Origin of the sequence: Acidipila sp. EB88 (genome assembly GCF_003858395.1) — a bacterium.
GTDB lineage: Bacteria > Acidobacteriota > Terriglobia > Terriglobales > Acidobacteriaceae > EB88.
The window spans coordinates 1,649,910-1,663,925 of the sequence record NZ_QWEV01000005.1 but is presented as its reverse complement, the minus strand read 5'-3'; the positions used below and the strand labels follow the sequence as shown (position 1 = coordinate 1,663,925).

The window sequence follows — 14,016 nt, the reverse complement described above, 5'->3', positions numbered from 1 at the left end:
GCTCCAACTCCGTCGGGAGGGCCACGAATGTTCCACGTGGAACATCCGCAGATACAAAGCGCCTTGGACCTGCCATGGTCCTCACCCGGCGCGGCCTGCGACAGTCAGCAGGCTAAACCGCGCTCGGGCAGCTGGCTGGTCCTACTGCCAGTCATGCAGCTGGCCCATCCACTCGCCCAGCAGCGCGATGGAGCCGGCCAGCACCACCAGCCCGTGCCCAGGTGTTCCCGCCTGTGCTGCTGACAGGGCGTCTGCCGACGAGTGGAAGGTCCGGTACAGTGCGCCCGTAGGTATAGCCGCAGCCACCAGGGAAGCGAGCGGGGCGGCCCTTGGCCCATCCGCGCGCGTGAGCAGGACTTCGTCAAAGATCGGGAACAGTACCTGTGCCAGTTCCGCGATTTCCTTGTCGGCCATGCAGCCGAACACGAGCGTGCGCGGCCCGTCGATTGGCAGCGGAGACAGGGCGGCGCGCAGTGCCCATGCCCCGGCCGGGTTGTGCGCGGCGTCCAGGAGGATCGGCGCATGATGGTGCAGCGCGGCTGGTGGCAGACGCAGCTCCAGCCGGCCGGGCCACGCCGTGTTGCGAATGCCCGTCTCCATTGCCTGCAGGCTCAGCGCGAAGCCATTGTTCTGGTGCAGGGTGACCGCGGTGGCAAGCGCCAGGGCGATGTTGCGCTGCTGGTGTCCACCGGCAAGGGGCGAGTCGACCGCGAGGCTCTGTCCAACAAACGGCCCTGCGGGCAATGACAGGCTGTACTGGTTGCGAAGCATGGCCCGCAGGCTGGCGCCTGCCGTCGCGTGGGATGCGTCGTGCGAGCGTAGGGGCAGGTAGTCGGCTGCATTCACGGCTTCAAGCTGAAGCGGCACTGCCACTTCGCCGATTGCCTGGTTTGCCTCTGGGTGTTGTGGCAGGGTCACCAGTACGCCGCCCGCACGCAGAATGCCGGCCTTTTCGCGTGTGATGGCAGCGATGGAGTCGCCGAGCCACAGGGCGTGATCGAGCGAGATGTCTGTAATGACCGAGACGAGCGGCTCGACGACGTTGGTCGCGTCCAGGCGTCCGCCGAGGCCTACTTCCAGTACCGCGATCTCTACCGGGCGGCCTCCAGGGGTTGCCCCTTCCAGTGCCTGGCTCGCAGTGGCGTCCCCTGCGAAATGCAGGAACGCAATGGCGGTGATCGTCTCGAAGAACGAAGGCGTATGGGGCAGTGAGCCAGAGGCGACCAGCAGCGTCGCTGCCGCCTCAACGCGCAGGAATAACACCGCCAGGGTATCGGCGGGGATCATCTCGCCATCGATCCGGATGCGCTCGTACACCTGCTCAAGGTGCGGCGAGGTGTACAGGCCGACCCGATGGCCGGCCGCCTGCAGGATCGAGGCCAGCGTCGCCGCAGTCGAGCCCTTGCCGTTGGTGCCGGCGATCAGCACTGCCGGGAAGCGCCGCTGCGGGTTGCCCAGCGCGGCAAGCAGCGTGTGCATGTGGGCGAGCTCGAACTTGCGGCGGGGTACGCCAGCGGCGGGTGGTGTGAGCTCGCCACCCAGGGCCATCAGGCGATCGAGAGGAGTGGAGGAAGCATCGGGAACGGCGACGTTAGACATAACGCTCTTAGTCTAGCGGGGCGATTGGGCTCTTGAACTGTCGCACGGCAGTGCGGGCCCTTGATCCGGAGCAGACAGAAGTCTGCGTACTGCCGGATGCGACACCAGGGGGAACGCGCTCGGAATCCTTGCGCGGCCCGGGCACACCGCAGCCCGGGTATGAAGACGCCAGCGGGCGGGAAGGAGGACTCTGGACAAAACCCGGCAATGCCGGAAGCGCAGCGCGTTGGCCGCACTTCCAGCACCGCGACTTCTAGCGGGTGGGCAGCATGAAGTCGAGTGCGCGGATCAGGAAAGATTTGAGCTCGCGGCGAGGCACCACGGCATCAAGCATCCCGTGCGCCTGCAGAAACTCCGAACGCTGAAAGCCTTCGGGCAGCTTCTGGCGAATGGTCTGCGCAATCACGCGCGGACCAGCGAAGCAGATCAGCGCACCCGGCTCGCCGATGTTGAGGTCGCCCAGCATGGCGAAGGACGCGGTGACGCCCCCGGTAGTCGGGTCGGTCAGGATCGAGAGGTAGGGCAGACCTGCCTCATCAAGCTTGGCCAGCGCGGCTGAGATCTTGGCCAGTTGCATCAACGAGGCGATGCCCTCCTGCATACGCGCCCCGCCGGAAGCGGAAACGATCAGCAGGGCGCATTTCTCTTCGAGTGCGCGGTCCACGGCACGGGCGATGGTTTCGCCCACAACCGAGCCCATGCTGCCGCCGTTGAAGGCGAACTCCATGACGGACAGAACCACGGGGTGGGGGCCGATGCAGCCGCGCGCATTCAGGATCGCGTCGCACAGCCCGGTGGCCGCCTGCGCCTCGGCTAGCCGCCGGGTGTAGGGCTTCAGGTCCACAAAGTGCAGAGGGTCGGTGGAGCGCAGGCCGCCGTCTACCAGCTCAAAGCCGGGTTCCAGCAGGGTCTCAATGCGGGCACTGGCACCCATGCGGAAGTGATGATCGCATTTGGGGCACACCTGGAGGTTTGCCTCCACGTCCGCCTTCCACACGGTCTGTTCACAGCCTGGACACTTGATCCAGAGGCCCTCGGTGCGAACCGTCTTTTCGCCGTCGATTTCGATGCCGGATTGTTGCCGCTTGAACCAACTCATTGTGTCCGTTTGGGGCCTTTCCTAGCGCGCACTCGCTCTGCACAGTGTAACTGGATGGGTTGGTGCGCGCAGAGTGAAGGCCGGGTTCACCAGCGATGCCTGCGAGCGCCGACAGGGAGCAGCGGCGGCTAGTACTCGATGCCGCGCTGCGCCTGGATGCCGCGCTGGTAGGCGTGCTTGCGTTCCTGCATCTCGGTGACCGTATCGGCGATGGCGACGAGCGACGGGTGGGCGTTGCGGCCGGTGAGCAGCACATGCAGCAGGGCGGGCCGGTTGGTGAGCGTCCGGGCCACGGCTTCGGGGTCGAGCAGACCGTAGCCAATCGCATAGAGGATCTCGTCGAGGATGATCATGTCCCACTCGCCGGACTGGATGGCGCGCTCGGCCTCGGCCCAGGCCTCGTGGATCAGGCGCAGGTCTTCAGGGTCTGTTTCCGCGCCGCCGACCTTGATAAAGCCGCGGCCCATGGGACGGATCTGGAAGTTGTCGCCCAGGGTGGCGGCTGCGTCGAGTTCCCCGTAGTGCCAGGAGCCCTTGATGAACTGCAGCATCAGCACGCGCATGCCGTTGCCGGCAGCGCGGAAACCGGAGCCCAGGGCGGCAGTGGTCTTGCCCTTGCCGGCCCCGGTGAAGATCATCACGAGGCCCTGGCGACCGCCCAGGCTGGCGATATCGGCTGCGGATTCAGCTGGGGTCTCGCTCGCGCCTGCAGGGGCACTGAAGCTTACGGGAGTACCCGGCACATGGCCGGCGTCGAATGCATCGGGAAACATGCCAGCATTCTATGCTTCCGCACCGGCGGGGAGTGCGGGCCCGGCGCATCGGTTGCCGGGAAACAAGGGTCGGGTCGGGCAGCCCACGCGTAAGGGGACATCTCGGGTGTGGAGCGGTGCCATCCCTCCTGTAACGAGCCCGGATGAGCAGGCTGGATGCCGGGGCGAAAGCGGGGAGTATGCGGGCAAGCAATACGGTGGGTAAGGGGTTTGTGGCGGGAGCCGTGGGTGGGCTGATCGCGACGGTGGCCATGGATGCATTCCAGAAGCTGTCACTGGAAGCGACGCGCAAGGCGGAGGATGTGGCCGAGGGTGGCCACCGGTACACCCGGCAACAGGAAACGCAGCTGAGCGGCTACCAGCAGGCGCACGAGGACACGGCCGAACGGTTGGTGCAGGCGGTGGGTGGCGGCAGCCTCACGCGGGCGCAAAAGCAGGTCGCCGCGCCGGCGACCCACTACATTTTTGGCGCACTGTGCGGCGGCGTATACGGAATGCTGGCCGAGCGCTGGAAGCCTGCCTCGTTCGGCTTCGGCACGGCGTTTGGCGTGTCGCTGTTCCTGGGTGCAAGCGAAGCGGTGCTGCCGTCGCTGGAGCTTGTGCCTTCGCCGCTCGAGACACCCCCGCTGCTGCACGTGGGCGGCCTGGCGGCGCATGCCGTGTATGGTGCGACGACAGAAGGGGTGCGGCGACTGGTGCGCGGAGCGCTGTAGCGGCGGCTAGTGGCCGCCATGGTACGGGTGGCCGGCCAGGATGGTGCAGGCGCGATAGAGCTGTTCGGCGAGCACGACCCGGGCCAGCTCGTGCGGCAGCGTCATGGGGCCAAGCGAAAGCAGCGTGTGTGCTCCGCCCTGGGCTGCTTTCCGGGTTGTCTCGCTCCAGCCGTCTGCCGGGCCGATGGCGAACACCAGCAGTTGCGTGGAGTGGAGCTTGTGCGTGTCGAGCAGCGCGGCCAGCTGTTCGGAGGCAAGCTGGCGGCCGCGGGGGTCAAGCAGCACGGTGACCGGGTTGGTGCGGCCCCTGGCGCGGGCGAGAGCGTCGAGCAGGGCGGCCTCGGAGCGAAACACGGGGGCCTCGATCGGCAGGTAGGGCGCGGTGCGCTCAAGGTACTGGTCCAGCAGCTGCTGCGCGGGGCCGGTGCCAGGGCGTGGGGCGATGGAGGCGAGCTGGAGTCTCATGCGGGTGTGTGCTTCATTACAGCAGGTCTGGATGGGGTGGGTCCGTGTGGAATGAGAACGGCTTGCTGGTGTTTTTGTTCCTGTGGTGGGGGCAGGATGCGGGGCCAGCTGGGGATGTGTTTCGGTTGATTTGGGGCTGTGCAGGTGCCTGGAGGGCGCTCGGGAGGTGCCGGGGAACCGCCAGGGTGTTAGGGAACCGCAGATCCTTCGCTTCGCTCAGGATGGCAAAGGGTGACGAGTTTTGGGATAGCAGGATTTTGGATGACAGGATTTAGGTCTGCGGTGGGCAAAGACTGCTTGAAGTGGGATGTGCGTAATGAGATCGACTGGAGGTGGCTGCTGTACGGGGCGGAGCGCGGCGCGCTAAGACCGTCGCCCTGGCATGCGGGTGGTTGAGGCGTGCGCGTAAGCGCGGGACGGTCAGGGACGCGGGCGCTGGAGTTGCCACTCGAGGTGAGCGCGCACCGTGGGCCACTCCGAGTCCAGGATGCTGTAGACGCAGGTGTCGCGGCGCGTGCCATTGGGTGCGAGCATGTGGTTGCGCAGGATGCCGTCGAGTTTTGCGCCGAGGCGCTCGATGGCGCGGCGGCTCTGGTGGTTGAGGAAGTGGGTGCGCAGCTCCACGGCGATGCAGCCAAGCTGGTCAAAGGCATGCGTGAGCAGCAGCAGCTTGGCCTCGGTATTGAGCGCGGTGCGCTGGACGCGCTGCGCGTACCACGTCGAGCCAATCTCGACGCGGCGATTGGGGAGATCCACGTGCATCAGGGTCGTCATGCCGACCGGCGTATCTGTCGCCGTGTCGATCACAGTTAGTGGCAGCATGGCAGCAGCAGCCTGCGACGCAAGCCTCCTAAGAATTTCGGAGTGCATGGCTTCGGGCGCCGGGGCAGTGGTGTACCAGAGCTTCCAGAGCTCGCCGTCGCGCACGGCTTCTGCCAACGCGGGCGCGTGCTCTGTGAGCAGGGGAACGAGGCGGACGGCGCGGCCGGAGAGCACCACAGGCTGGAGGGGCTGAAGCGGCCGTACGGGCTGGATGGGTGCGATCGGGGCGGACACCCACACAGTGTAGTGCCGGGTGGAGTGCCGGGCGTACTCTATGGGGCGCTGTGCATCAACCGGATGCCGCGTGTCGGGTTCGGAGCGGCGAGTACGGAGTGGCGAGTACGGAGTGGGCGGTGCGGAGTGGTAGATATAGGGCGACGTGGGCGGGGTGCAAGGTGGCGGCCGCAACTGCCGCAAGGCGGGGAAAGGGCCTATCCATGGGGCGCGCTGCCCGAGACAACCCGGCTTTCGCCCGATAGTTGCGCGGCGGAGCGCAACCGGAATTGAGCCTGTCGCTTCGAGTTTCTGCTCATTCTGCGCGGCAGTGAAGCGTTGCCGGCGCATCTCTATCTAAGTAACAGAGGGTTAATCAAGATGCGGAAGCTTACATCCACTCTTTTGCTGTCGTTGGTGGCCGCATGCACCACTGCCTATGGGCAGAACAATGCGAACCCGGCGGTGCCGGGAACTTTGAACTATGTGGAAGGCCAGGTATCCATCGATGGCCAGGCGATGTCGCAGCGCTCTGTGGGACAGGCCAACGTGGAAACAGGACAGCTGCTTGAGACCGGCAACGGCAAGGCGGAAATGCTGCTGACGCCGGGCGTGTTTCTGCGGCTGGATAACAACAGCGCGGTGAAGATGGTGTCGCCCAGCCTGACCAATACCGTGGTGGAGCTGGACCATGGACGCGCCGATGTTGAGGTAGACCAGCTGTACAAGCAGAACCACATCGCGATCAACCAGGATGGGGAGCAGAGCCTGCTGGTCAAGGGTGGTCTGTACGAGTTCGACGCCCGCAGCCACAAGCTGCGCGTGTTTGACGGCAAGGCCGCGGTGTTTCAGAACGCCGGCAGCAGCGGCGGTCCGAGTGACGCCGAAAAAGCCGTGGTGGTGAAGGGCGGTCGCGAGCTGACGCTTGGCGCGGAAGACCTCAAGACTGTCAGTTTCGATAAGAAGCAGTCCCAGGATGAACTGTACAACTGGAGCAGCCTCCGGTCGGAGTACCTGGGCGAGGCCAATGCGTCGCTGGCGGCGAACTATGCCGGGGTGGATGGTTTCGCGGGCGGCTGGCTGTGGAGCTCGGGGCTGTACGGGTACACGTGGCTGCCGGGTGAGGGTGCGTTCCTGAGCCCGTTCGGGTACGGGTTCTACTCGCCGTACTACCTGTATGGCGGCGGTGGGTACTTTGGCCGCGGCGGGTACGGGTATGGCCGGGTGGGTGCACGCAGCGGCTATGCCTCCGGTGCGGTGCGCTCCGGGTCGCTTGGCGCCGGGTTGCATGGCAGCGCGGGCGGCTTCCATGGCGGTGGCGGTGGTGGCGGCGGACACCGGTAATCGGGTGGTTGTTGGAACAGCAGGAGCCGGACGGGCAGATACCTCGTCCGGCTTTTCTGTTTGTGCGGCTGTTGGACGACGCCATGGCCCTTTGGCCACTGCTGATGCCTGCTACGGGGTACGCAGAGTGGGCGGTGCCTTCTGGCTTACAGCAGAAGGGCTGTACGGCAGAAAGATCACAAACACGGTCCCCCGGAATGCGGCCTGCTGTGAGCTGCGCACGTGCAGGAAACCCTCATGCCGCAGCACGATGTCCCGGCTGAGCCAGAGGCCTACGCCGGTTCCGTTTGCGCCCTTGGTGGTGTAGAAGGCTTCGAAGATCCGGTGCAGGGTGGCGGCGCTCATACCCGCCCCTGTATCGGCCACGACGACCCGGACGCCGGGCCGCATGGTTCGCCAGCAGAACGAGGCGTGCGTGCGGATGTCTAACCGGCCGCCTTTTGCAAGGGCGTCGACCGCGTTGCCGATGAGGTTGGTCAACACCTGGCGGATTTCGCCGTTGAGCGCAAGGATGGGACGGTCCTCCCGCAAGCGCTCCACGACCTCGATCCGGCTGTTGCGCAGGCGCGCCTGAAAAATGAGCAGCACTTCGCGGACGAGCTGTGCGAGGCGCACCTCGGTGGGCACGGTGGACTGCTTGTGAAAGGAAAGCGTCTGGCTGGTGATGATGGCGATGCGGTGCAGTTCCTGCTCGGCCATTTCGAGCCAGCGCGAAAGCTCGGGCTCGGTAGCCCGCTGCCTGGCGAGGTACAGCAGGTTGGTGACCGACTCCAGGGGGTTGTTGATTTCGTGCGCGATGGTGCTGGCGAGCCTGCCCACAGCAGCCAGCTTCTCAGTCGTGCGCAGCGCCTCCTCGGATTGCACGCGGCTGGTGACGTCGCGCAGGATGAGCGAAGTGGCCATCCAGGTGTGGGCGCGGTCGAACACAGGAGCCGCGGAGATCTCCACGTGGCGCAGATCCTCGCCCACGCCGATTTCGGTCTGGAGGGTAGATCCCCCTTCCTGCAGAACCAGCAGGGCAGCGAGATCCTGCCGCCAGCGACCTTGGGCAAGCGCCACGACGGGCCGGGAGATTGCCTGCTGCAGGGTGAGACCAAACAGGCTTTCGGCTGCGGGGTTGAGCGTAGTGACGCGCCCCTTGATGTCTGCGATGACCACGGCATCGAACGCCGACTCGAGGATGGACGACAGGAAGCGGTCCGAGATGACGAGTTGGCGCATCTGCCCCGCATCGACGGAGGGTGTGGGCGCGGCGATCCGGGCATTGAAGCGGTCCAGAGTGGTGCGGATCGCCTTGCGCTGGTCAGCCCGCTGGAAGGCAGTGCCCAGCACGCGCAGAAGTTGCGCTGACTCCGCTGCGACGATGCTGGAGTGCGCGCCAAGCCGCGGGGTGCGACCGAGGCGCAGGCGCAGGGCTGGCTCGTCCGCCTCCGGGCAAACCAGAACAAGCTCGCTGAGGGGTTGCCGCTCGACCGCGCGCCGGGCCACGGCGAGGCTGTCCGGTATGCCGGCATCGACGACCACCAGGCGTACGCTGTCGCCTGCCGCGTCGAGAGCTTCAAGCAGACCTCTGGCGTCAGCGAAGACGTGGAGGGTCGCCTTGAGCTCGGCGGCAAGCAGGGTGAAGGCCCGGGCGAACTCGGCTGCGGGTTCGGCGGTGCCGAGCAGGACCGACCTGGCTCGACGTGCCGCTGCCGCTGCTGCTTCTGCTGGGTCCAGAGGTTTCATTCGCTTACAGGATGGGAAGCCCGAGCACTGCGCGGCCGGTCCAGAGCTTCAGAATGTTGGTGGTGGGCGCCATCACGTGGCTCGCCCGCGCGTCGCGCAGCAGGCGCGGCAGCTTGCCGTTTTCGCCGTAGCCGCTGCCGCCGCAGATGGACATGGCCTCGTTGCAGATATCGACCGCGGCTTCGCCGGCGATCGCCTTGCTCGACAGGATGTAGGTGAGGGCGGCAGGGTCGCCCGCGTCCCCCATGCGTGCGGCCTTGTAGACCATCTGCCGTGCCTGCTCCACGCGAAACCACAACTCGGCGATCCTGGTCTGGATCACCGGGGCATCGGACAGGTACTCCTGCATGGGTGCATACTGCCGGTTCTGCGTCCGCTCGACCGCGATCTGCAGTGCGGCCTGGGCGATGCCGAGATAGGTTCCTGCCATGGCGGTCAGAAAATACGGTGCAACCACTTCAAACACGAACCATATCTGGTCGCCCTCGCTGCCGAGCAGGGCACGGCGCGGCACGCACACATCGTGGAACTGCACGGGGCTAGAGGCATTGCCGCGCATGCCGAACCCGCCCCATTTCTGGTCAACCCGCGCGCCCTCGTTGTCTGCATCGACCACGACGCAGGTAAACTCGCCACTTTGCTGATCGTTCTCCTCCTGGTTGCGGCAGGAGACGACATAGGAATGCGCGTGCCCGGCATTGGTGACCCACTGTTTGACGCCGTGAATCCGGTACCCGGCCTCGTGGGAGCTGAGAGCGGTTTCAGGCAGGTAGAAGTGCACGCCGGAGCCGCTTTCCGACAGGGCCAGCGTGGTGATGTGTTCACCCCGGGCGATGGGCCCGAGGTATTTTTCCTCATGGTGCGGCGTTGATTTGGCGGCGATCACGGCGGTGCCGACGCTGTGCATGCCAAAGCACATGGAAGACGACGAGCAAGCCTGGCCGAGCTGTTCTGTTACCGCGATCAGGCCAGTCAGGCCAAGGCCGAGGCCGCCGAGCCTGTGCGGCACATGCAGGCCAAGCAGACCTGCTTCCGCCAGCGCGGTCATCGTGTGGACGGGCCACATCTGCTCTTCGTCCACCTGGTGCGCCACGGGAGCAGCTACGTCCTGTGCGATGGTGCGCGCCTTGCGCCAGAGTTCACTGAGTTGGGGGGAGGAGAACTCTTCGGGAGCTTCGGCGAGATCCATGCTTTGCGGTATCCAACCGCCGGTGGTGCAGGGGTAAGGCGTTCTGCGGGACGTGGCTGCCGTGCCGGCTGCCAGGGAGACGTAAGCCGCGCTGATCGAGCTGGAACAGCCTGTCCTGCTGCCCGGAGGCTCTCGGGTGCCGGAAGTTGCCCAAGCGGTTTACCCAGTATGGAGGGCGTCTTTTGCCGTCGTCCACCCCGGGTGGTTGGTGGCGGGACGGAGGTAACCCGTTCGCGGAACACTGCAGACAAGCCGGATGCCCTGCGGGAGCGGCGGCGTGCAGGCAGAGCCAGCGCGCCACCTTTCCGATCATCCTCATCAGGCTGCCTCGGCCTGGGTGATTAGCTCAGGCTGCGGACTCGGCCTGCTCCTGCTTGAGGCTGGCGATGTCGATGACATAGCGGAAGCGGACTTCACCGTCTTCCACCATGTCGTAGGCGTCGTTGATCTGCTGGATGGGGATGATCTGGATGTCGGGGCCGATGTTGTGTTCGGCGCAGAAGTCGAGGATCTCCTGGGTGTCGGCAAGGTTGCCGATGAGCGAGCCCGCGACCGACTTGCGCTGGCCGGCGACCTGCATGTTGTTGACCGGCGCGAGGTTGTCGAGCGCGCCGACGACGACGATGGTCTTGTCACGCTTGAGCAGCGGGATGAACGGGTTGAGATCGTGCTTCTCGGGGATGGTCGAGAGCAGGAAATCGAACGATCCCTTGTGCTCGGTGAAGGCGTCCTTGTCGTCTTCCATCACGCCGGTTGCGCCGAGCTTCCTGGCTTCTTCGAGCTTCTCCTCGGAGCGCGTAAAGAGGAAAACCTCAGCGCCGAGGGCCTTGGCGATCTTGGCTGCCATGTCGCCGAGGCCACCGAAGCCGATGATGCCGACCTTGTCGCCGGCCTTGACGCCCCAGTGCTTCATGGGCGAGTAGGTGGTGACTCCGGCGCAGAGGATGGGCGCGGCGACTTCGGGCTTGAGGCCTGCGGGGATTTTCAGGACGAAGTCTTCAGGCACGACGATCGAGGTGGAGTAGCCGCCGTAGGTGTTGTCGCGGCCGTAGGTGTTGGTGCCGGTGGGCGAGACCTTTGCAGGCTGCATAGGGCCGTTGTAGGTGGCAAGCCAGGAGTTGGGGCCAGCGCAATAGTTCTCTTCGCCGGCTTTGCAGGCTTCACACTCGCGACAGGAGTCGATCATGCAGCCGACACCGACCAGGTCGCCAACCTTGTGCTTCGTTGCGGCGGAGCCCACGGACGCGATACGACCGACGACCTCGTGCCCGGGCACGCAGGGATACACGGTGTTGGACCACTCGTTCTTGGCCTGGTGAATGTCGGAGTGGCAGACGCCGCAGAACAGGATGTCGATTTCGACTTCGTTGGGCTTGGGCGCGTCGCGCTCGAACTCGAGGGGCTTGAGCTTGGAGAAGGAGTGCTTGGCGGCGTAACCGAGTGCTTTCGTCATGGTGGGGCGGACTCCTGGGTGTTGGCGATGGCGCGAATGAGGATGTGGCAGGCGCGGCAAATGGCCGGGCGCCGGATACCGGAACCTATATGGACGGTTGGATGCGCCGGAGGCTCAAGGTCGCTGGCCTGCATGCGCAAGAGCGCGTGATCGTTTTCGATCCTGTCAGCGCTGAGCTGGTGGCCAGGCGCGCGAGATAACTGCCGCCGGGGCAGAAGGCGCTGCTATGCTGCTCGAACTGAACAGATGAGGGTCTATGCGGAGAGTGGTTGGCGGTACGGGTTGCGGAGTGGTGCTGGGATTTGCGGGATTGCTTGGACTGGCTTCCATGGGCGTAGCCCAGAAGAGCGTGGTGAAGCCGGGTGATGGAACCCGGCAGGCGTCGGCAGCCATGCCCGAGGCGGTGGACCTGGGGATGTATGCGCGGATTCGCGACGAAGGCCTGAACCACTCGCGGGTGATGGAATATGCCAGCGCGTTGAACGATGACATTGGCCCGCGGCTGACGGGCTCACCGGGAATGGCCAGGGCGAATGCGTGGACGCGCGATACGCTGACGGCGATGGGCTGCGCGAATGCGCACCTGGAGGACTGGGGCGAGTTCGGCATGGGCTGGGAGCAGGAGGCGAGTTCGCTGCGCATGGTGTTGCCCGCGCCTGGAATGTTTATCGCGCAGGCGGCGCCGTGGTCGCCCTCGACCGTGGGCGCGGACGGCAAGCCGGGACCGGTGCAGGGCGAGGCGGTGCGGATCCATATCGACACCGGCAAGAATGCGCCTTCACTTGAAACGCAGATGGCCGAGTACAAGGGCAAGCTGCGCGGCAAGGTGGTGCTGCTGGGCAACACCCCGGAGCTGGGCGAGGTGGACAAGGCGCTGGTGGATCGCTACTCGGACGAGGAGTTGGCGAAGCTCGAGGTGGTGCCGCTTGGGCCGGTGTCGGAGTATGCGGGGCTCGATGACTACTTCATCAAGGTGATGGTGGAGCGCGAGCGACTGGGCCAGATGCTGAAGGATGAGGGCGTTGCGGCGGTGGTGGTGCCGAGCTCAAACGGCTCGAAGCATGGCGGGTCGGGCGGAACAATCTTTGACGACTCCAACTCGAACTTTTCGTGGTTCTCGTACCAGCGGGCGCATGCGACGCCATTGCCGCTGCTGGTGGCCTCGATCGAGAACTTTGGCCGCGTAGCGCGGCTGCTCGATGCCAAGGTGCCGGTGACGCTGGCGGCGGACGTGGACGCGAAGTTTACGGGCGACCACGAGCACGGGTTCGACACGATTGCGGAGATACCGGGCACGGACCCGCTGTTGAAGGACCAGGTAGTGATGGTGGGCGGCCATCTTGACTCATGGGCGAGTGCGACGGGCGCGACGGATAATGGCGCGGGCTCGGTGGTGGCGATGGAGGTGATGCGCATTTTGCTGGCGCTGCATGTGCAGCCGCGGCGCACGATCCGCATTGGCTTGTGGAGCGGCGAGGAGCAGGGCATTTTTGGCTCGGCGGGCTACGTGGCGCAGCACTTTGGCACATTGACGCTGGGTGGCAACGCGAAGCTGCCGGACTTTGTGCGCGAGCCGAGCGGGCCGCCGGTACTGAAGCCAGAGCAGGCGAAGCTTTCCGGGTACTTCAACCTGGACAACGGCTCGGGCAAGATTCGCGGGGTGTACACGCAGGGCAATGCGGCGATGGCGCCGATTTTTACGGAGTGGATTGCGCCGTTGAAGGACCTGGGCGTGTCGACGGTGACAAACGCGAACACGGGCGGAACGGACCACCTGAGCTTCGACGCGGTCGGCATCCCAGGGTTCCAGTTCATCCAGGATGCGCTGGACTACGACACGCGCACGCACCACTCGAACATGGATGTGTACGAGGGGTTGCGGGCGGATGACCTGCGGCAGGCCGCGGTGGTGGAGGCGACGTTTGTGTACAACACCGCGATGCGGGATGCGATGCTGCCGAGGAAGGCGACGCCGGAGTACGGGGAGCGTAAGGTGGTGCAGTTTCCCGGGGCGGTGAAGTAGCGCACCTTGATCCCGACGAGCTTAGCCGCGAGCTACCAGGCGGTGCCGAACTTAGTTGCAATTGCAGGAACGAGGTTTATGCAGGCTGGAAGGTACTTAGTGCTGATGCTTCTTCTTGTGCTGCCTGTGCATGTGGTGCCGCTTTGGGGACAAGTGGCGGCCCAGCAAGAGCAAGGGCCGCTACAGCAGTCGGGGAGTGGCAAGCTATGGACGGTGGGCAAAGATGGGGTGACCCAGCCGCAGATCATTCACAAGGTCAACCCGCACTACACCAAAGAAGCGAAAAGACAGCACATTGTGGGTGCTTGCACGCTTGAGTTGACAGTGGATGAGCGGGGCCTCGCTCATGATGCAACGGTGATCCACTCCCTCGCAGAAGGTCGCCCGGAGGATCAGAGAGCTGCGGCAGCAAGTCTGGATAGCCAAGCCATCGAGGCTATCCAGCAATACCGCTTCAAGCCATCCACGAGGGATGGCCTGCCGGTTGCCGTGCGGATCCGGGTCGAAGTGAACTTCGGCCTCATTTTCTAGCGTTGCAATACCTGCTCGCTCGTCTGTGCTTCTGCGCTTTGTCACGCAACTGCCTGTCTGAAGG

Annotated in this window: 12 protein-coding genes; 4 read left to right on the top strand and 8 right to left on the bottom strand. The window is 65.2% G+C overall.

The window, feature by feature from the left end; all coding sequences use genetic code 11:
* Positions 1-141: 141 nt before the first annotated feature.
* From D1Y84_RS07640 to cobO, 3 genes are all read right to left on the bottom strand, one after another.
* Positions 142-1,599, bottom strand: coding sequence for a folylpolyglutamate synthase/dihydrofolate synthase family protein (locus D1Y84_RS07640; RefSeq protein ID WP_124847981.1), 1,458 nt, complete (start codon positions 1,597-1,599; stop codon positions 142-144).
* A gap of 253 nt (positions 1,600-1,852) precedes the next feature.
* Positions 1,853-2,698: an acetyl-CoA carboxylase, carboxyltransferase subunit beta gene (accD, locus tag D1Y84_RS07635; protein WP_124847980.1), complete on the bottom strand. Its 846-nt coding sequence runs from the start codon at positions 2,696-2,698 to the stop codon at positions 1,853-1,855.
* 128 nt (positions 2,699-2,826) lie between these two features.
* Entirely contained in the window at positions 2,827-3,471 is a 645-nt protein-coding gene (cobO, locus tag D1Y84_RS07630; protein WP_124847979.1) for a cob(I)yrinic acid a,c-diamide adenosyltransferase, read from the bottom strand.
* A gap of 143 nt (positions 3,472-3,614) precedes the next feature.
* Between cobO and D1Y84_RS07625 the strand changes: the two genes are divergently transcribed.
* Positions 3,615-4,184 (top strand): DUF1440 domain-containing protein, encoded by a 570-nt coding sequence (locus tag D1Y84_RS07625; RefSeq protein ID WP_124847978.1) that lies wholly within the window; start codon positions 3,615-3,617, stop codon positions 4,182-4,184.
* A gap of 6 nt (positions 4,185-4,190) precedes the next feature.
* On the opposite strand, the gene D1Y84_RS07620 is transcribed toward D1Y84_RS07625, so the two are convergent.
* Both D1Y84_RS07620 and D1Y84_RS07615 read right to left on the bottom strand, forming a co-directional pair.
* On the bottom strand, positions 4,191-4,649 hold the full coding sequence (locus D1Y84_RS07620; RefSeq protein ID WP_124847977.1) for a 23S rRNA (pseudouridine(1915)-N(3))-methyltransferase RlmH: 459 nt from the start codon (positions 4,647-4,649) through the stop codon (positions 4,191-4,193).
* A gap of 420 nt (positions 4,650-5,069) precedes the next feature.
* Positions 5,070-5,705, bottom strand: a complete 636-nt coding sequence (locus D1Y84_RS07615) for a GNAT family N-acetyltransferase (RefSeq protein WP_233581250.1) — start codon at positions 5,703-5,705, stop codon at positions 5,070-5,072.
* A gap of 360 nt (positions 5,706-6,065) precedes the next feature.
* Here D1Y84_RS07615 and D1Y84_RS07610 point away from each other — a divergent pair, with 360 nt between their 5' ends.
* Positions 6,066-7,028 (top strand): hypothetical protein, encoded by a 963-nt coding sequence (locus D1Y84_RS07610; RefSeq protein WP_124847975.1) that lies wholly within the window; start codon positions 6,066-6,068, stop codon positions 7,026-7,028.
* A 111-nt stretch (positions 7,029-7,139) separates the two neighbouring features.
* Here D1Y84_RS07610 and D1Y84_RS07605 read toward each other — a convergent pair whose 3' ends face one another.
* From D1Y84_RS07605 to D1Y84_RS07595, 3 genes are all read right to left on the bottom strand, one after another.
* Positions 7,140-8,756 (bottom strand): nitrogen regulation protein NR(II), encoded by a 1,617-nt coding sequence (locus tag D1Y84_RS07605; RefSeq protein WP_124847974.1) that lies wholly within the window; start codon positions 8,754-8,756, stop codon positions 7,140-7,142.
* A 4-nt stretch (positions 8,757-8,760) separates the two neighbouring features.
* Positions 8,761-9,945 (bottom strand): acyl-CoA dehydrogenase family protein, encoded by a 1,185-nt coding sequence (locus D1Y84_RS07600; protein ID WP_124847973.1) that lies wholly within the window; start codon positions 9,943-9,945, stop codon positions 8,761-8,763.
* A gap of 346 nt (positions 9,946-10,291) precedes the next feature.
* Positions 10,292-11,398: an NAD(P)-dependent alcohol dehydrogenase gene (locus tag D1Y84_RS07595; protein ID WP_124847972.1), complete on the bottom strand. Its 1,107-nt coding sequence runs from the start codon at positions 11,396-11,398 to the stop codon at positions 10,292-10,294.
* Between the two features lie 256 nt (positions 11,399-11,654).
* Here D1Y84_RS07595 and D1Y84_RS07590 point away from each other — a divergent pair, with 256 nt between their 5' ends.
* On the top strand, positions 11,655-13,421 hold the full coding sequence (locus tag D1Y84_RS07590; protein WP_233581248.1) for a M28 family peptidase: 1,767 nt from the start codon (positions 11,655-11,657) through the stop codon (positions 13,419-13,421).
* A gap of 6 nt (positions 13,422-13,427) precedes the next feature.
* Positions 13,428-13,952 carry an energy transducer TonB gene (locus tag D1Y84_RS07585; protein WP_148092685.1) on the top strand — a complete coding sequence of 175 codons (525 nt, stop codon included), beginning with the start codon at positions 13,428-13,430 and terminating at the stop codon, positions 13,950-13,952.
* Positions 13,953-14,016 lie beyond the last annotated feature (64 nt).